The sequence below is a fragment of the Acidocella aminolytica 101 = DSM 11237 genome (assembly GCF_900129125.1).
Classification (GTDB): domain Bacteria; phylum Pseudomonadota; class Alphaproteobacteria; order Acetobacterales; family Acetobacteraceae; genus Acidocella; species Acidocella aminolytica.
Genome location: NZ_FQVJ01000017.1, coordinates 31,179 through 48,183, shown reverse-complemented (window position 1 = coordinate 48,183; position 17,005 = coordinate 31,179). Strand labels below are relative to the sequence as shown.

Genomic DNA, 17,005 nt, shown 5'->3' with positions numbered 1-17,005 from the left:
GTCCAACATTCTTAAAGCGATCCCTCCGCCGTCGGCCACCTCCTCACCGAGCAATACCCGAGATAGTTGATTGCAAGGAGAGCATTAGAGTCAGAGCTTATGACTTCAGGCGGTATCCTGTGCGGAAAACCCACGAGAGCAGGGCCAGACAACAAACCATAAACGTGATGACGAAGATCAAGCTCGCCGCGACGCCGACATCTCCAGACCCATAAAAGCTCCAGCGAAACCCGCTCACAAGATAAACCACGGGGTTGAACAGGCTGACCGTCCGCCATGGCTGGGGTAACATGTCGATCGAATAAAAAGCACCACCCAAGAATGTGAGGGGTGTGACCACCAACGACGGAATCACCGCCAGTTGCTCGAAGCTATCGGCCCAAATGCCGATAAGGAAGCCAAACAGGCTAAAGGTCAGAGCGGTGAGCACGAGGAAGGCGATCATCCAAGCCGGATGCATAATTTGCACGGGAACGAAGAACGTTGCCGTGACGAGGATGATCAAGCCAATTAGGATCGCTTTCGTTGCGGCGGCTCCGACATAAGCCAAAACCACCTCCATGCTCGAGATCGGTGCCGATAAAATCTCGAATATCGTGCGGGTGAATTTCGGAAAATAGATCGCAATCGATGCATTGGAAATGCCCTGCGTTAGCAGGGTAAGCATGATCAATCCCGGCACGATAAAGGCTCCGTAGCTGACGCCAGCCACCTGGTGCATACGCGAGCCAATCGCGCTACCGAACACAATGAAATAGAGCACTGTGGTAATCACAGGGGTTGCCACGCTCTGCAGTATCGTCCGCCGTGTTCTCGCCATCTCGGTGCGGTAGATAGCCCAGATGCCAGGCAAATTGAAACCACTCATATCTGCCCCTCCAGCAGCCCGACGAAAATATCCTCGAGCGTACTCCGGCTGGTCTCAAGGTCGGTATAGTCGATTCCAGCGGCGCCAATATCGCGTAGCAGGTGGGGTATGCTAGTGTCCGATGCGTTAGCGTCGAATTCATAGACAAGGCGGCTGCCTTCGGCGTCAAGCTGTAGCGGCCAATGGGCGAGTGCGGGCGGGATCGTCATCAGAGGTTGGTGCAATAGGATTGTCAGTCGCCGTTTGCCAAGCTTGTGCATTAGTGTCGCGGTCCCCTCTATAAGCATGAGCCGACCTCTGTCGATGACGCCAACGCGGTCTGCCATCTCCTCAGCCTCCTCGATATAATGGGTGGTAAGGATGATGGTGACACCGCGATCACGCAACCGGCGCACAAGGTCCCACATGTCACGGCGGAGATTGACGTCAACACCGGCGGTTGGTTCGTCGAGGAACAAAATGTCCGGCTCATGGCTCAACGCTTTGGCGATCATCACTCGGCGCTTCATTCCACCCGATAGCTCGTTGAGACGTGCGCTACGCTTTTCCCAGAGCGAAAGATCACGTAGTAGTTGTTCGATATAGTCAGGGGCATTCGGCTTTCCGAACAAACCGCGGCTGAATCGCACGGTATCCTCGACTGTCGTGAAGATATCGAGTGAAATCTCCTGAGGGACGAGGCCGATTATGGCGCGCGCGGAGCGATAATCCTTGATAATGTCGTACCCATTGACGGAAACATGCCCGGTGGTCATCGAGACCAAACCGCAGATGATGCTAATAAGCGTCGTCTTGCCCGCTCCGTTGGGGCCGAGTAGCGCGAATATCTCGCCCTTCTCTATCACAAGATCGATCTCATGCAACGCGGTTTGGCCTGATTTATATATTTTTGTTACACTCGAAAGCGATAAAACTGTCGGCATAAACGTTCCTACCTGGGGAAAGACTGTTCTGAAATTACGACCGGTGGTCTCATAGCCAGTTCCGAGTTGGCAGCTGTGGTCGGGCAACCTGAAATTCTTACCTTGTCTGGTTCTATTGGGTGTCGCGTGCGCAGGTATTCAAGATTGCTAAAATTAAGCCAGGAAAGCGACCTTCAACCTCGCAACAGCGCGACTTATTACGCATCTCGACACCGTGACGTCCTGAACGGATCAACCCCGCTTCGCGAAGAATTTTTGAATGCTGGGACAGAAAGGTTTTTGGGAATCACCCGATCGCCCATGCACGCAAAAGCCAAGCAAGTCTGGGAATTGCCCGCACTGGCTATTTTGGCGACGACAATAGCCGGACTCGGGTCAGAAAGGGCGTACAAAATCGCCTCCAGCCGGATTTTCTGCGTTGGTGGGTGAAATAGGAGTCCCATTTTTTGTACATAAGAGGACTCGATGCCTTGTTCAATAGTTCCACTCTCTAGTACCAGCGGATTGAGGCGCACCATGTTGGTGTTTGGTCCGGTCCTTTCAGGGAGCGGGTCTTGTCGAAACCTGCAGGTAAAGTCGCTGTGGTAACAGGAGCATCCAAGGGAATTGGTGCTGCCATCGTTAAGGCGCGTCCTGCAGACAGCGTCATTGACACGGCGGTGAAAGCTTTTGGCCGGCTCGACGTGCTGCTGAATATTTCTGGCGTCTACGAGATACAGTCGATCGAGGCCGTGACGGAGGACTATTATCATAAGATATTCGACGTTAATGAGCTCAGCGCGCTGCTCACTATGCGTGCTGCGGTGAGGTATCTTGGGGAAGGTGAAAGCATGATCAACATCTCCTTAGTCGTAACCAGCATTCCGCCCCTGCAGTCTGTGGTCTAAACTGCGACCAAGGGCGCTGTAGACGCTATTACCGGCGTGTTGGTTGCGGAACTGTGCGCCCGCAAATCCACGTCAACGCGATCAACCCTGGTATTGTCGAGACGGAGGGAACGCATACCGCTGGCTTTATTAGCGCGGAGTTCTTTTGCAATGCGCAGCGCAAAAGCCACTTGGGCTCGTTGGTCAGCCCGGCGACATTTCTGGTATTGCAGTCTTTTTGGCCTGCCATGACGCACGCGGGCATATAAATGATCAGGCGATGGTGGTGAGGACCTTATGAATATCGATGCGGCGTTCGTATCGAATAGTCAGCCTTCGGAATCGGTTTATCCAGGCGAAGCTTCGTTCGATGCCCTACAGGTGCTTTCCACTGGTTGCGCCGATTGAATCTTGGCACCCTCCGCCCATCTATGACGACCGACTTTCTGCGAGGTATCCTGGTCTCTTCGGGCAATGCACGGTTTGATATTGCGACGCTTGCAGGCGTAGCGGCAGCGTCCGTGATCGTAACCTTTATCGGTGTGCAGCTTGTCCGATTCCAGACACCACAGCAAACAACCGTACCTTGAGTTGGTGGTTCAGCTCAGAGCGGGGAAGTCGCACGGTCGGCCAACTTAAGCTTCTGAACCAACCAATTTTCATAAAGTCACTATTTCAGGATAATTAATAATTTTTGAATCCGAAGCAAAACGATCTATGTCAATGTGGTTTTTGAAGCCATTGCCATAAAAAGAACGGAGAAATCACGCAGATCAGCAGAGAGGGGACACAGTATGGTGACCAAGCGCGAACTGCTTCAATCAGGAACATTGGCAACAATCGCGGCGGCGGGTGGCGCACCAGGAGTGGCGCTGGCGCAACTGCTCTCCGGCGCACCAGCAGATGCCGATCTAAAATACTCAACACCGACGCCACGCGACGTGAGTGTCCCGGAGGAGATCGAAACGCGCCTGGGGACACTTCACTTCGACGGCGGCGTTCCGGATGCGGCCACTACCGAAATACTCTACCACAATCTCGATTTCCAGCGCGCAGTGCAAGCGTACCTGCTCGGTCTACCTCCGGTCAATCAGTTGGCGAACAAGAGCGCAATCCTGACTGTGGGACCAGCGAACAAGACCGTGCCGATTTGGGAGCAGTTAGTTGACTCCCGCACCGTTGAACTAACTGCGAACGACAATACGGCTTACTCGTGGTTCTGGCTGGATCTTCGCAATGGACCATTGGTTCTGGAAGTCCCACCGAATGTGCTCGGACTGATCGATGACATGTGGTATCACTGGGTCGGAGACCTGGGTATCACAGGCCCAGACGAGGGACGCGGCGGCAAGTATCTGCTGCTCCCCCCAGGTCACAAGGGCCAGGTACCGAAAGGCTACCATGTCGTGCGATGCCCGACATACAGCATCTGGCCCGTCTGGCGCAGTTTCCTTGTCCATGGCGACCCTAAACCGGGCGTGGATCTGGTCAAAAAGTTTACGAGGATCTACCCGCTCTCGCAGGCCGCCTATCCGACGACGCCCAACTTCGTCGATATGTCAGGCAAGCCGTTCAATATGGTCGGGCCTGCTGGGTACCAGTTCTGGGAAATGCTCAATCAGGTCGTGCAGGAGGAGCCGATCGATTCCGTCGATCCGACCACCCTGGGGTTCTGGGCGTCAATTGGCATCCTGAAAGGTAAGACGTTCGCGCCAGACGCACGCATGAAGAAGATCCTCACCGAAGCTGCGGCCGTAGGCGACGCCACCGCCCGGGCAATCAGCTATCGACTGCGCGGGAAAGAAGGATACTTCTTCGACGACTCAAACTGGCGGCTGGCCTTCTTTGGCGGTTACAAATTCGAGTGGCAGCCTGGCGTGGCCAACCTCGATGCGGCAGCCTTCTTCTTCTTCCTGGCAACGGGTGTCACCCCGGCGATGGATACTAAGATCGTTGGCGAGGGTTCCACCTATCCATGGTCAGCTCTCGACGCCAACAACAACGCGCTGGATGGCGGAAAAACTTACAAGCTGCACCTGCCACCGCACGTCCCCGTCAAGACGTTCTGGTCGGTGATCGTATACAGCACCCAAACACGGTCGATGCTACAAACCAACCAACGCTTCCCTAGCGTGAGCAGCCAGAAGAATGACCTACTGGTGAACGGCGACGATTCGGTTGATGTGTATTTCGGACCCAAGCCGCCTCCCGGCAAGGAACCCAACTGGGTACAGACGATTCCCGGCCAGACTTGGTTTACCATTTTGCGGCTCTACGGGCCCCTTGAGGCTTGGTTCAACAAATCCTGGCGGCCGGGAGAAATTGAACCACAACCTTAGAGCGAGCACCAAAGCGGCCTCTTTCAAGATCGCCGACTTTGCGCAGGAATGCCCTGGTTGGGGATATCGGGGGGCGATCCAAAGGAGCCTATATGGACGGATATTGTTGATTTAATCGACAATTGGCGCACAATTCTTTGGTCGAGCAACTGGCTCCCGGCGTCGGTGTCTACTTCACGTCCTTCGTAGTGCGCTATCTCGGACTATGTTGTGGCTGGGCGCATGCCACCCGCTCTCATTGGCCTAAGCTTCGTGAGTTTCCATAGATCTTGAGCTGTCGCGGCCGGTAAGAATTCGTCACAGGTACCTGAAGGGCCTCGAAGCCTCAGTCTACCGAGATTCAGGATACGGTTGAGATGCGCGAACAGAATTTCGGCTTTCTTTCTCCAACAGCGGGTTCTCTTATACTAAGGTGTTTTGCATATGGCGCGTGCCAAATCGCGCTGTCTTCATTCAAATCGCGTAGTATTTCGCGCGCGGGCGCGTTGGGGCAGCAGCGTGATTTTGAGGAACAAATGAAACAATTTTTTGAAGGGGCGAGATAACGGCGAAAGCTATCCTGGTCTATGCCAATTCGGGGCGTCGTATATGTCCGACGATATTGAACGAGTGTTTTTCCTTCTGCGCAGATGTAGCGGCCATTTTTGCCGTACCATGTAAAGTCTCTGCGGGATTAGGTGTCATCTGTCCGCTGCGATTTATCAAAGATCAGGATGTACGATGCGAACTTTTTTTTGCTTCACAAGCCAAGCCGAATTGGCGGCCGAACCATAAGCACTGTCGGCGGCCACCCACGCGGGTTTCAGGCCGAACATTTCTTTGACCCCAATTAGCATGGTGCGGGATGCGCCAACCTCGGCCCGGCGAACCGCTCTGGTAGCCTCGATGTCAAGGATGATCGCGCTCTCGACGTCGATCAGATAATTGGTAGCGTATGTGAAAAGCAGGCCCTTTGAGCGCGCCGGTCCATTGAGATGCCGAGTCACTGGAAAGTACGAATTTTGGCGTCACCTCGGTTGCCGATCCAAACGCGGCATCGTTCAGCTTACCGAGATATTCCTGCACCGCCCGCACCGCTTCACTTGGCGAAAACCGGCAAAGCTCGGTACCGCACGATCACCACTGCCGCATGCGTTAAGTGAAGCGCGGCCATCGCGGGGTTACAAAGAAATAAGCAGGGCCTTTTCAACAATATCGGCTCCATCCCGCCCATAATCAGCCGCTACTTGTCTATAAGAGAGCTCGGTTTGCATGCGAAGAGGGCTGTCGGCACTTCTTACAGCCAGGAAACACCCAATCAGTTTGAGAGCCAACTGGCAATATCTTCAGCTTTTGGTACCCCGCCTGCATGGACGACCTTGCCATCAATGACAACGCCCGGGGTCGAGAGCACGCCATATCCAGCGATAGTCACATAATCCGTTACCTTCTCAACGCTGACAGGAATACCTAGCCGCGCTGCCTCAGCTTGCACTAGTTCGGCTGTGGCCACACAACGCTTGCAGCCGGAACCGAGAATTTTAACGTCTTTCACGAGCAGAATCCGATGTTAGGAGAACAAGGCATTGAAAATATAGCCGACGGCGATGATGCCAACCGCAACAACAGCGATGTAGATAGTGATCAACCGCAGAGAGAGCACTTTGCGAAGAATCACCATCTCCGGCGCCGAAAGGGCCGTGACTGACATCATGAAGGCGAGAACCGTACCCAAGGCTGCCCCCTTGCCGAGCAACGCCAGGATGACGGGGAATATGCCAGCCGCGTTAGAATAGATCGGCACGCCGATGAGTACGACCATTAGAACAGACCACCAATGGTCACGCCCCATGAGGCCAGAGAGCATCTCGGTTGGGACGTAGCCATGGATGAAGGCGCCAGCTGTGATGCCAGCAATAATCCACATCCAAACTCGGCCAAAAATGTCGCGCATGGCATCAATGCCCGCGTGGATTCGCTCGGCCATACTCATCCCTTTGGCTTCTGCTGCCACCGTGCTACCGCGGATTTCGCGCACCCATGGCTCCAGCCACCCTTCCAGATGCAACCTTCCAATGATCCATCCGGCACTGATAGCTACCACCAGCCCGAATGCGAGATAGGTGAGTGCGACTTGCCAGCTAATCATGGCAAAGAGCAGCCCCAAAGCCACCTCGTTGATCATCGGCGAAGCAATCAGGAAAGAGAAGGTCACCCCCAGCGGCACACCCGCTGAGACGAAACCGACAAATAAGGGCACAGCCGAGCATGAACAGAACGGCGTGACAACGCCCAGACTGGCGGCCGCGATATTCCCCAATCCTTCGCGCTTACCGGCCAGAAAGGCGCGCGTACGATCGGGTGAGAAATAGCTCCGCACCACCCCCATGCCGAATACAACTAGCGCAAGCAGCATCAGAACTTTCGGTGTATCAAAAACAAAAAAGGCCAGAGCTTCATCTAGGTGTCCGCCATGCGGGATGGGCAGTATAGAGACCACCCAAACCGAGAAAGACTGTAGTTGCCAATAGACTATGATCCAAAGCGCAATGGCGAGAATTGTGCCTATGATAAGCCATACCTCACTAGGCGCCTTTTTCCGTGGCTTTTCATGGTTCATGATTGTAACGGTCATGCGGCGATCCGGTCTGCTTGGGTAGACAAGATGAGTACTGCCTCAATGATCCCCTCGATTTCAACCGGGATGGCAGCAGCGCGGCGGTAGCGTACCCATTGAGCATCTCTACGGTCCGTTACTAGCCGAGCAGCTTTTAGCACCGCCATGTGACGGGACATGCGCGATTGAGTGACACTAAGCCGCTGCATCAGCTCGCACACGCAACGCTCCTGGCCATCCCAAAGCACCCGCATGGCGGCTAAGCGGGTGGGTTCGGCAAGGGCTTTAAGGATGCTGCATACTTCGCTCATGATTTGCATATGCGCATGAACGCATATATGTATGCTTTGATATGCATCAATCGCTACGTCTTTATAGACGAAAAATTGCCGCGTCCTTAAGCCAATTCTTAGCCAGTCTAGCCACTTTCGACAGCATCAAGAGTTTTATTTTACGATACTCTAGGTCTTCCATCACATTTCCACACGATAGCATTTAAATAATTCCCGATCTATAAATTACTTTTCCCTATAAATTTATCGTTCTATATACGACGATGAATATTTCATCTCTATCTTGGGATAAAAAGCTTCATATTCGAATCTAAATGATCGGTCAGGAGCAGGGCGAGTTATTCGAATTCACCTCGATTGCGCCTTTGATGCTTCTTCCAAACACAATATTTTTCATGCATAAATTTTGGAATATTTCTGCGCTCACCTACTGAAGCGGAACAAGGAATTGACAGACATTAAGTGTATAAGTATTTCAAATAATTGATGCAGGTATTGAATAACAAGAAAAAAATATCGTACCATATATGAAGTTTGAAATTTTCTTCATTTTTTGTTAGGAGAATCCTATTGGCCCGCGCGTCGACAACAACCAAAAAGCGAATCACTACGGCCCGAGGTACGGTCACAGCAAAACGAAAGCCCGTGGCCAGGAGAAAAAAGGCGGACATCGTTACAGACGACGCCGCTAAATCCAACAGGGCGGGAAGCAATCGCCGAAAAACTTTAACAGGAACACGCCGCCTGAAGAGCGCCGCCAAAGCCGCTCCTGCTAGAAAGCCCGTCACTTCCAGGACCAAAGCGAAAGAACCGGCGGATCCTTTCAAAGGTCTGAAAGTCGTCGATTTGAAGGCACTCGCTACCCGTCAAGCAAAATCACTCGATCGCGCTAAACTGCGCGCAAAGACGATGAAGCTTGAACTAACGCAGGCAAATAAGCATGTGGCAGAACTAGAAGCTGAAGTTATTCAGCTCAACAAAAAACTAAAAAAAGCTGAATCTGTTGCCAACAAAGAGACCGACAGAGTAAAGCCAAAGCGGCAAAAGAAGCCTATCCTCTCTGAAGCTAAATCGGCTCCCTTTGAAACAATGCTTGAAACTCATGAGGAAATTTCAACTGATGGGGCATTTGAAGAAAATCTAGATCAGGAGTGAAAGGCTAAGGTGAGTGACAATGCAGAGCAGCGTTGCCACTCACCATTGTATATCTTCTTAGTGAGCGTCATAGAGCGCTCAGGCCGCTCTCGTACCCATCGCGCCCGCCCCTGCCGATTTCGTACGTCATTGCGCCACCTCCAACAACTGGGCGTGATTATTTCTAGAGCTGTTTACGTGCCGTCTAACCGGCCAGGCTTTGAGGTTGGTTTCTTCCGCCGGGCGCAGCAACACCCGCACATTGCCCTTTGCGTCTGCAAGCCATAGGGGCTAATTTTCGTTCTCCACAGTCACCGGCATGCGATCATAGCAGGGTCGGACGATATTATTGGACTCAGTTGTGATCAGGGTGAAGCTGCGGTGCTTCCCTCCATCTGTGCCCTTCCATATATCCCACAGCTCTACGAACATCATCGGTACCCCGTCCCGGCGGGCTAAGGTGTAGGGATGCTGGCCATACGGCTGTATCCGCAACTCAAAATAGGCATCGGCTAGAATTGGACAGCGATTATGGACAAAAGCCGCCCGAAACATGGGGGCGTCGCCAACGTCTCCGCCCTGGCATTGAACAGCTTGCATTCAGTGCGCAGGTCATCTTCCCAATACTGCAGAGAGCTCTAGCTTACCTGATCCCAATGACGTCCCGAGACTAGACAACACACTAAAATAATAAATGTAAAAGTCCTTGATCGTTTCAATTTTTGACTCAAAAAGTCCTAATGGGCTGGCCTAAACACAATCCTTCACCATTTCACTCGAAGCGTACCCAAACCACCCATTTGCGTCACAACAGCGCCGGGTGGGCTGTAGGATGTCACCTCACAAAATGGGCGTGAACAATCTGGCCTCGTTTGCTTCCGCCCACTTCACCATTCTTTCAACCGAAAAACCTCTCCTGTCCCATCATCACGGACTAGATCAGCGCGAACACCATCCCAGTGATAATCAAGATGGCGCCATTGCACAGGCGGCGAGGCTAGATCCGGGTAAAACAGCCCGACACAAACACCAGCAGGGGCACGCCTGCTCGGGTAGACCAGCCCATGAGATCCGCTGTCCCGCAACGCCGCGGCCAGTTGTTGCGCCGCAGTATTGCAATTCGGGTCCAGTGTGGATGCGAATGCGTCAATCCCACCCCACAGGTCATGGAGTGAAGCCAGAATATCGCGCACAAGCACCCGGAATTGCGAGGTCCAGCCAGGCGGTTGGCCGGTCTGTGCCATGAAGCGGGCATGATGATGAATGGTTTCAAGCAAGGCCGTCTCATATGTCCGCGCGGCGTACAGCACACCATAGGTGCCTGCGCCGAACCGGCTCGGCCGCTCAGGGTAGACATGCGTGAACGGGGCCATGAGATAACTCGCTCCAGGCCCGGAAACGCGCCGCGTCACCGGTACGAGATCAAAGGTACCGATCGTTTCCATTAGGCGCGGATTGGTCTTCTGCTCGGCGGCAATCAACAAGGGCCAATCTTCTGGATCGGCGATATCCTCAAATAAATTGATCGGCGGATACAGGCTGCGGATGATCCGCCTGGCGCCAACCCAATGAACCGGCGAGATGGGGACGATCGACGGGTCGATCAGCAGACGCCACGCTCCGCGTCCAGATAATTCCGCACGCGCATGAGATCGGCTAATTCACCATGGAGCATAACATCCAAAGCCGAGCGGCCACTAAATGGCTTTGATCCAGCCATAGCCGCGCGCCGGCTCCTTGAAAATGATCCGCAAGGCTTTGTGGATCCCCAAGATATTGGAGAGCTTGGCCTTGCCGTCACGGCCAATCCGACCAACCTCGCTTGCCTTCCAGCGGGCGAAGGTACGGCGCGGCAAATCGAGGATGATCGCGGCCTGATCGTCTGTCACCCCCCATAGGCGGAAGAGATTCAAGGCCGTACGGAACATGGCACCTGCCTCTTCAGCGGTGATCGGGGCAGGTGAAAAGGGTTTCGACGCAACGATGATCTGGCTGAGCACGGACATGGACAGCTCCTGTCATATGACTATATACGCGTAACGCATCGCCATATGACAATAACTTCTCTCCTCTGGCGGCACTTACCAAAGTCGATCCTTAGAATTATACGCCCCTGGGGCCATGCGGTGTCCATCCAATGTCACCTTGTCTTGCATGGTTGGATTTGACCTGAAGAGCCATGCTGGCACAGTGCACTTCTTGAACCTGTATCGCACCGAACATCAAAATAACCAATTGATCGTATTTGCTTTAGTCAGTCAACCCCTGGATCACCCAGATCACGCCCTTGAATTTGGTATTGAGCAGACCGTCTTAACGCCCAGGCCCGACAGACAGAAAGTTACGCGCAATCACCCCGCTTCCGATTCAAACACCGCTACCGCTCTCGTCCAGCCAGCGGAACCATTTTTAATTTTTGTTGGAAAGCAGATGACATCAAAGCCAAATGGCGGCAGTTCCTCCAGGCGAGCGAGCTTTTCCAAGTGACAATAGCCGATCTTGGCACCGGCCTTGTGCCCTTCCCAGATCAACGACGCATCGCCGGTCTCGGCGAAACGCCTGGCGGTGTAAGGAAAGGGCGCGTCCCAACTCCAGGCATCTGTGCCGGTGACACGCACTCCCCTTTCCAGCAAATATAAAGTGGCCTCGCGGCCAATTCCGCAGCCTTTGCCCAGATAAGTCGGCGTGCCGTAAGCCTCGCCGGCGGCGGTGTTGATCACCACGATATCCAGCGGCTGTAACGTATAACCGATCCGCTGCAACTCCGCCTCGATATCCGCCGCAGTTGCCACATAGCCGTCTTCCAGATGCCGGAAATCCAACTTGACGCCGGGACGATAGCACCAATCCAACGGCACTTCGTCGATCGTGATCGCGCGCTCGCCGCCATTCATCGTCGGATGATAATGCCAGGGCGCGTCCAGATGAGTGCCGTTATGGGCTGTGATGTGCAATTCTTCCACCGCCCAGCCGGCACTATCCGGCAATTGCCCAGACGTGAGGCCGGGGAAGAACCCCAACATTTCCGCTACGCTTTGCGCATGATCCTGATACCGGATTTTTGGGCGTAGGGGCGGCGGGTCTGCAGGAGTATCGTTATCAATAGCCACCGAGAGATCGAGAAAGCATCTCATCATGTTCACTCCGGAAAGGAATATCTATAGGCTGGCGCGAGTGCGATCAGTCGGCGGCCGGTACCGCGGCGGTTCGCACACGGTTGGCCAGAGGCGCGAACAGCCCAGGCAAAATTAACGCAACTAGCGCCCAGCCGCAAAGGGCCAAGGCGTTCACCAAGCTGACGCCGGCATGTCGCAACACTAGGATGACCAGAGGGCTGAGGAATTCACCCAGGAAAACGCAGGCATTGAACCCGCCCGCGCCGATGCCGCGAACCTTCGCCGGCAACGCCGCCAAAGCCCAGGTAATCAATCCTACAAGCAACAAGCCACACCCCAAACCGTTCAAACAACCACCCAGAAGCAAACCGCCCTGCCCTTTGCTGACCGAGACCAGGAGCAGCCCGACGCCTGCCGCGAAAAACCCGCCCCCGAAAACAGGCACATAGCCAAAGCGCACCAGCAAACGAAACAACAAAGCGCCGGCCAGCACCGAGGCTTGGTTGCCGGCGGAGAGCAGCCCCGCCGTCGCTGGCGAATCGAGCCCTAGCCCATGTAGAATGAAGCTGAGCTGAATGGGCACCATTAACAGTGCGATGCCCGTGACCAATGCGAAAGGATACGCGACAGCAAGTACCCGCCAGGGAAGTTTCTGCTCGCCTAGATGCACTGCGAAGGCATGCGGTTTGGCTGGCTCCCACAATAGCTTCAAGGCAAAGGGAAACATCAGGATTCCGGCGACGTAGAGCCAGAACGGCGTGCGCCAGCCAAATTCCCCCAGCGCGCCCCCGAGCCCAAAAAACACGGCGGCAGCGAACGACGCAACCGCCCCCTGCATAGAGAGCCAAAACTCGCGCCTATTACCTTCGAAATAATCGCCAATGAGCGCGGTGCAGATGGTCATCACTACCGCCTCTGTCAGCCCCAGCCCCGCGCGGGATAGCACGATCGCCTGCAAACTCGGCAGATAAAGCGGCGCCGTACCAAACAGCGTGTAGACCAGCAGGCCGACGAGTAGTAATCGACGCCTGCCGAACCTGTCCGCGAGCCAGCCGGCCAATGGCGAAAATACCGCGATCATCAGGGCCGGAATGGTGAGCATCACCGGCGTCAGGGTCGCGACGTCGGGGGATGTAATGAAATGCGTCTGCACGTCGGCCAGCACCGGCCCAAGCAAGACCGCGCCCAGAATTGGCAGGCACGACCCGCATAGCAACAAGATACCTTGGCCGTTTCCGGCTTGGCGTTGCGTCTCGCTCATCGTCTGTTCCTTCAACTTGACTGTACCGGCGGGGCCGGCGGCGGCGGCGCGAATAGCGGAAAGCCGATATTCACCCAGAAATTATTTTCCTTCGGCGCATTTTTTGAAATCACGTCGAACTGGTCGTTGACGTTGACGATGAAGGGGATCTTGCCCAGGAACCGGCCGCTATAAGTAATGGATGGGCCGATCCTGAAAATCTCCTGGCGCGAGCCGGGAATCGCGGCGCCATACTGGCTATCGCGCTGATATTCCTGCAGCCAGCCGCCGGTCACGCCTAGCTCGACATGCCCGATGTTCCAGCCGGCGATATAATCCGCCATATAGGCGTCGCCGGAATGGTAATTGGTGCGCGTATTGGTGGCGTTGAAGAACAGACGGTTGGAAACGCCAATATCCAGCCCCCGCGGATTGTTGTAGCGCAGCGAGAGCACTGGCGAGTAGGTGGTATAGCCGGAGGCGATGGCGGGCTTACTGGCGCTGTAGGCGCCGGTGGGCAGAATGAAGTCGAACCCGCTGGCGATTTTGAAATTCCGTGTCACGCTCCATTGGCCAAGAAACGGCGTGATGGTGAAATTCGCCACACCGGCAGTATGAAATTTCTGCCCGAACACTTCCGTGTTCAGAAACACGATCGGCGGGACGATTTGCGTGTAGAGACGCCCATTGCCCGGCAATGTCACCGGCCAACTGATCAGGATGCGCGGGGTGGTTGATACTGAATGCACCTTGAAGGGAGGGATCTCCTTCTTGTTGCCGTGGCTATCCGTGAGGTAGCCAGCGCCGGCGACGTCGGTTTGGTCCAACAGAAAAACACCCGGAATGGGCGGCAAGGAGGCAATGCCGATCGAGGTGGTGCCGACGGGATAGGGGGCGCTGTCATTTTCGAACGCCAAGGCCGGTGCCGCCGCGAGGCAGCATAAGAGGGCCACAGATGTTTTTAGGATTTTTTTCATTTCCCCAAACTTTCTCGTTATAAAGGCGCTTTGCGCGCTGCTTGGACGGCTGCGATCAATCCATAATCATGGATGTTTGAAAAATTTAGTTTTTATATGGCTCCCATTGAGCGTCTCTATCGCCATGGAAAATTCGATAAGACGGCTGCGAAATCAGGGTATTTCCTGACGCTGCGCGGCGACGACACGTTGTGACAGAGCGCCAAATGGCGCATGGCCTTCGGCGTCATAAGCTGTCATCGCGACCTCATCGCCAAACTTCAGGAAGGCGGTTCGCGGTTCGCCGTGCAGGATCATCTCGCCACCGCGCATCTCCGCGATGCAAGCACTCCCCACACGCTGCGGCGCCCCTTCCGAAACGGTTCCCGATCCCAGTAACGTGCCAGCGCAGAGGCGGCGTGTGCGTGCCGCGTGGCAGATCAGCTCCGGAAAGCCGTAATCCATCGCCGCGCCATCGGGCTTGCCGAACAGCGCGCCGTTCAGGCTCACCGAGAGGCGCAATTTCACCCGTCCCTGGTCCCAGGCCCGCCCCAGCTCATCTGGCGTGATCGCCACCGGCGCGAAGCTGGTAGAGGGCTTGCATTGCAGCCAGCCAAAGCCAGTGGCCATCTCCCGCACGGCAAGCGTCCGCAAGCTCCAATCATTGGCGATTGTCAGCAAGCGGATCGCCTGTTCCGCCTCCTCCTGGGTTGCCCCCATCGGCACATCGCCCAGGCACACGGCAAACTCGCCCTCGAAGTCGATTCCCAACCCTTCCGAGGGGAATGGCACATCCTCGCACGGGCCGAGCAGGCTATCCGATCCGCCCTGGTAAATCAGCGGTACATCGCCTTGCACATTCTTCTCCAGGCGCAGCGCCCTGGTCATCAACGCGCCATGCGCCAGGAAGGCGGATGCATCCAGCCATTGAAAACTACGCGGCAGCGGCGCCATCGCTTGGCCGGGGTCGAAGGCGAAACTTTCGAGCTTACCTTCGTTCAAGGCTTGATACAGGCGGCGCAGCACTGGCTCCTGCGCCACCCACTGGTCCATGAGCGCCAGCATGGTGGGCACGGGCGCCAGGCAGGCGCGGGAGAGATCACGCGAGACCACGGCCAGCCGCCCATCGCGGCTGCCGTCACGCAAACTGGCCAGCTTCATGAGTGAGACCCTTTCCTCATATCGGCGCCGCCAGCGCTTGGTGGCTGGCCTGCATGATCTGCGCATGTTCCGCCTTATCGCCTCCCGTCCGCTCAATCACGCCAAGCCGTGCTGAGTTTTCCACCACCATGCGGCAGCGTTCCCAGCGCCGAGCCTGGAAACGCGAGAGTGCCGCCTCGATGCCGCCGCCAACGGCAAGTTCCTCGGCCAGCACGATGCCGTCCTCAATCCCGATACAGGCGCCGGAGGCCAGATGCGGGGTCGTAGCGTGCACGGCATCGCCCACCAGCACCACCCTGCCCTGATACCAGGTCTTCAGCAGCAGCCCTTCCAGTGGCCGGTAGATGATCTGCGACTGCGTCCCCAACTGCGCCCTGATCGCCTGCAAAACCGGAGCCGGGAATGGCGCCAGCAAGCCGCGCAGATGATCGACGAAGCCGGCCGGATCCAGACGCTCATGCGCCGCGCGGTCTTCGGTGACGAAAAGATACATCTCCTCGGCGGAAACCGGATTCACCCCCGGCTTGACCATATCGCCCATCCACATCGTGCAGCGCTCGATCTCGGACGGGCGCGGCAGCACCGCCCGCCACACACCCTGGCCACTATAGGCTGGCGCCGGCGCGTCCGGGAATAATGCCGTGCGTACCTTGGAATAAAGCCCATCGGCGCCGATCAGCAGATCATACCGGCCTGTCCCACCATCGGTGAAGGCAACCTCCACGCCGGCTTCGTTCTGGGTGATGCTGGAAAATGTAACACCCAGCCGCACCGCCACACCGGCCTCGCGCGTGGCGGAGGCGAGAATGCCAGCCAAGACCGGCCGCATCACGCCAGCACCGCCCGGCACCTCCTGCCCCGCCAGGCGGGGGGTTGGCAACTGGCTGATCAGCCCCCCGGCCGGGGTGCAGATATCCACGCCATCCGAGGCGTGGGCGGCGCGCAAAAACCTATCGAGAATGCCCAAGGTTTGTAATGCCCGCAATGTCGCCCCGCCCAGGCTGATGCCGGCACCATAGGCGCGCCAGCCCGGATCGATCTCAACCAGTTCGACCTGCATGCCCCGCTTGGCCAACTCAATCGCCGCGGCCATGCCCGCGAACCCGCCGCCAATGACGAGAACCTTCTTCGCCATTTCACTCATTTCGAAATATCCTTTGAGGTCAGGGGCGCAGGTTGAATAGGCATGAGCCGCACCAAACCCTGCGCTGTCAGCTCCACCGGCAGGGCGCTGAGCGACAAGCCGGCGCAAGGCCCCGAAAGGCAATCGCCGGTTTCAATATCAAACAGGGCCCCGTGACCGTGGCAGACGATATGCGCGCCGTCCGCGTCCAGATATTCATGGCGCCTCCAGGCCATGCGCGCCCCTGGCCAATGCGGACAGGAATCGCGGTAGGCATAGACACGCCCGGCGCGGCGGACCAGAAAAATCGTATCGTGCCCGTCTTCGCCAGGCTCGACACCGATGGCGCCCGCATCCGGAATCTCTGAAATATGACAGAGCACCGTCATG

At 55.9% G+C, this 17,005-nt stretch carries 19 protein-coding genes and 1 pseudogene; 4 read left to right on the top strand and 16 right to left on the bottom strand.

Features of this window, described 5'->3' with window-relative positions:
- Positions 1–97 precede the first annotated feature (97 nt).
- Both BUB54_RS10635 and BUB54_RS10630 read right to left on the bottom strand, forming a co-directional pair.
- Complete coding sequence (locus BUB54_RS10635; RefSeq protein WP_048877465.1) at positions 98–868, bottom strand: ABC transporter permease; 771 nt, start codon at positions 866–868, stop codon at positions 98–100.
- Positions 865–1,791 (bottom strand): ABC transporter ATP-binding protein, encoded by a 927-nt coding sequence (locus tag BUB54_RS10630; protein WP_048877466.1) that lies wholly within the window; start codon positions 1,789–1,791, stop codon positions 865–867. The genes BUB54_RS10635 and BUB54_RS10630 overlap by 4 nt, the downstream gene beginning before the upstream one ends.
- A 554-nt stretch (positions 1,792–2,345) precedes the next feature.
- On the opposite strand from BUB54_RS10630, the gene BUB54_RS21465 reads away from it, so the two are divergent.
- Complete coding sequence (locus BUB54_RS21465) at positions 2,346–2,678, top strand: SDR family NAD(P)-dependent oxidoreductase (RefSeq protein WP_241869296.1); 333 nt, start codon at positions 2,346–2,348, stop codon at positions 2,676–2,678.
- A gap of 252 nt (positions 2,679–2,930) precedes the next feature.
- On the opposite strand, the pseudogene BUB54_RS21460 reads toward BUB54_RS21465, so the two are convergent.
- A pseudogene (locus BUB54_RS21460) lies at positions 2,931–3,211 on the bottom strand (transposase); the annotation flags it as partial.
- Between the two features lie 240 nt (positions 3,212–3,451).
- Between BUB54_RS21460 and BUB54_RS10615 the strand changes: the two are divergent.
- On the top strand, positions 3,452–4,996 hold the full coding sequence (locus BUB54_RS10615) for a DUF1254 domain-containing protein (protein WP_052948281.1): 1,545 nt from the start codon (positions 3,452–3,454) through the stop codon (positions 4,994–4,996).
- A gap of 356 nt (positions 4,997–5,352) precedes the next feature.
- Entirely contained in the window at positions 5,353–5,541 is a 189-nt protein-coding gene (locus BUB54_RS20260; protein ID WP_139284876.1) for a hypothetical protein, read from the top strand.
- Between the two features lie 156 nt (positions 5,542–5,697).
- On the opposite strand, the gene BUB54_RS19950 is transcribed toward BUB54_RS20260, so the two are convergent.
- The 4 genes from BUB54_RS19950 to BUB54_RS10595 form a co-directional block, all read right to left on the bottom strand.
- Positions 5,698–5,982, bottom strand: coding sequence for a hypothetical protein (locus BUB54_RS19950; RefSeq protein ID WP_052948282.1), 285 nt, complete (start codon positions 5,980–5,982; stop codon positions 5,698–5,700).
- Positions 5,983–6,293: 311 nt separating this feature from the next.
- A complete protein-coding gene (locus tag BUB54_RS10605) occupies positions 6,294–6,530 on the bottom strand; it encodes a thioredoxin family protein (RefSeq protein WP_048877467.1) in 237 nt (78 codons plus the stop codon).
- Between the two features lie 15 nt (positions 6,531–6,545).
- Positions 6,546–7,610 (bottom strand): permease, encoded by a 1,065-nt coding sequence (locus BUB54_RS10600; protein ID WP_048877468.1) that lies wholly within the window; start codon positions 7,608–7,610, stop codon positions 6,546–6,548.
- Complete coding sequence (locus BUB54_RS10595) at positions 7,607–7,903, bottom strand: ArsR/SmtB family transcription factor (RefSeq protein ID WP_048877474.1); 297 nt, start codon at positions 7,901–7,903, stop codon at positions 7,607–7,609. The genes BUB54_RS10600 and BUB54_RS10595 overlap by 4 nt, the downstream gene beginning before the upstream one ends.
- A 552-nt stretch (positions 7,904–8,455) precedes the next feature.
- On the opposite strand from BUB54_RS10595, the gene BUB54_RS20255 reads away from it, so the two are divergent.
- Positions 8,456–9,040, top strand: coding sequence for a hypothetical protein (locus BUB54_RS20255; RefSeq protein ID WP_139284875.1), 585 nt, complete (start codon positions 8,456–8,458; stop codon positions 9,038–9,040).
- Positions 9,041–9,310: 270 nt separating this feature from the next.
- On the opposite strand, the gene BUB54_RS22060 is transcribed toward BUB54_RS20255, so the two are convergent.
- From BUB54_RS22060 to BUB54_RS10540, 9 genes are all read right to left on the bottom strand, one after another.
- A complete protein-coding gene (locus tag BUB54_RS22060; RefSeq protein ID WP_073211575.1) occupies positions 9,311–9,619 on the bottom strand; it encodes an SOS response-associated peptidase family protein in 309 nt (102 codons plus the stop codon).
- Between the two features lie 287 nt (positions 9,620–9,906).
- Complete coding sequence (locus BUB54_RS10575) at positions 9,907–10,500, bottom strand: RES family NAD+ phosphorylase (protein ID WP_244890768.1); 594 nt, start codon at positions 10,498–10,500, stop codon at positions 9,907–9,909.
- 216 nt (positions 10,501–10,716) lie between these two features.
- Complete coding sequence (locus BUB54_RS10570) at positions 10,717–11,025, bottom strand: antitoxin Xre-like helix-turn-helix domain-containing protein (protein WP_244890767.1); 309 nt, start codon at positions 11,023–11,025, stop codon at positions 10,717–10,719.
- A gap of 345 nt (positions 11,026–11,370) precedes the next feature.
- Complete coding sequence (locus tag BUB54_RS10565; protein WP_048879319.1) at positions 11,371–12,156, bottom strand: cyclase family protein; 786 nt, start codon at positions 12,154–12,156, stop codon at positions 11,371–11,373.
- Between the two features lie 43 nt (positions 12,157–12,199).
- Complete coding sequence (locus BUB54_RS10560) at positions 12,200–13,396, bottom strand: MFS transporter (protein WP_048879320.1); 1,197 nt, start codon at positions 13,394–13,396, stop codon at positions 12,200–12,202.
- Positions 13,397–13,407: 11 nt separating this feature from the next.
- Positions 13,408–14,352, bottom strand: coding sequence for a SphA family protein (locus BUB54_RS10555; RefSeq protein ID WP_048879321.1), 945 nt, complete (start codon positions 14,350–14,352; stop codon positions 13,408–13,410).
- A 153-nt stretch (positions 14,353–14,505) separates the two neighbouring features.
- Entirely contained in the window at positions 14,506–15,492 is a 987-nt protein-coding gene (locus BUB54_RS10550) for a fumarylacetoacetate hydrolase family protein (RefSeq protein ID WP_048879322.1), read from the bottom strand.
- Between the two features lie 16 nt (positions 15,493–15,508).
- Positions 15,509–16,636 carry an FAD-dependent oxidoreductase gene (locus tag BUB54_RS10545; RefSeq protein WP_048879323.1) on the bottom strand — a complete coding sequence of 376 codons (1,128 nt, stop codon included), beginning with the start codon at positions 16,634–16,636 and terminating at the stop codon, positions 15,509–15,511.
- Positions 16,633–17,004: a Rieske (2Fe-2S) protein gene (locus tag BUB54_RS10540; RefSeq protein WP_073211582.1), complete on the bottom strand. Its 372-nt coding sequence runs from the start codon at positions 17,002–17,004 to the stop codon at positions 16,633–16,635. The genes BUB54_RS10545 and BUB54_RS10540 overlap by 4 nt, the downstream gene beginning before the upstream one ends.
- Position 17,005: the final 1 nt, after the last annotated feature.

Coding starts and splice junctions, on each gene's coding strand:
- BUB54_RS10635 (WP_048877465.1), bottom strand. CDS start 868: ATGAGTGGTTTCAATTTGCCTGGCATCTGGGCTATCTACCGCACCGAG.
- BUB54_RS10630 (WP_048877466.1), bottom strand. CDS start 1,791: ATGCCGACAGTTTTATCGCTTTCGAGTGTAACAAAAATATATAAATCA.
- BUB54_RS10615 (WP_052948281.1), top strand. CDS start 3,452: ATGGTGACCAAGCGCGAACTGCTTCAATCAGGAACATTGGCAACAATC.
- BUB54_RS20260 (WP_139284876.1), top strand. CDS start 5,353: ATGCGCGAACAGAATTTCGGCTTTCTTTCTCCAACAGCGGGTTCTCTT.
- BUB54_RS10600 (WP_048877468.1), bottom strand. CDS start 7,610: ATGACCGTTACAATCATGAACCATGAAAAGCCACGGAAAAAGGCGCCT.
- BUB54_RS10595 (WP_048877474.1), bottom strand. CDS start 7,903: ATGAGCGAAGTATGCAGCATCCTTAAAGCCCTTGCCGAACCCACCCGC.
- BUB54_RS22060 (WP_073211575.1), bottom strand. CDS start 9,619: ATGCAAGCTGTTCAATGCCAGGGCGGAGACGTTGGCGACGCCCCCATG.
- BUB54_RS10570 (WP_244890767.1), bottom strand. CDS start 11,025: ATGTCCGTGCTCAGCCAGATCATCGTTGCGTCGAAACCCTTTTCACCT.
- BUB54_RS10565 (WP_048879319.1), bottom strand. CDS start 12,156: ATGATGAGATGCTTTCTCGATCTCTCGGTGGCTATTGATAACGATACT.
- BUB54_RS10560 (WP_048879320.1), bottom strand. CDS start 13,396: ATGAGCGAGACGCAACGCCAAGCCGGAAACGGCCAAGGTATCTTGTTG.
- BUB54_RS10555 (WP_048879321.1), bottom strand. CDS start 14,352: ATGAAAAAAATCCTAAAAACATCTGTGGCCCTCTTATGCTGCCTCGCG.
- BUB54_RS10550 (WP_048879322.1), bottom strand. CDS start 15,492: ATGAAGCTGGCCAGTTTGCGTGACGGCAGCCGCGATGGGCGGCTGGCC.
- BUB54_RS10545 (WP_048879323.1), bottom strand. CDS start 16,636: ATGAGTGAAATGGCGAAGAAGGTTCTCGTCATTGGCGGCGGGTTCGCG.
- BUB54_RS10540 (WP_073211582.1), bottom strand. CDS start 17,004: ATGACGGTGCTCTGTCATATTTCAGAGATTCCGGATGCGGGCGCCATC.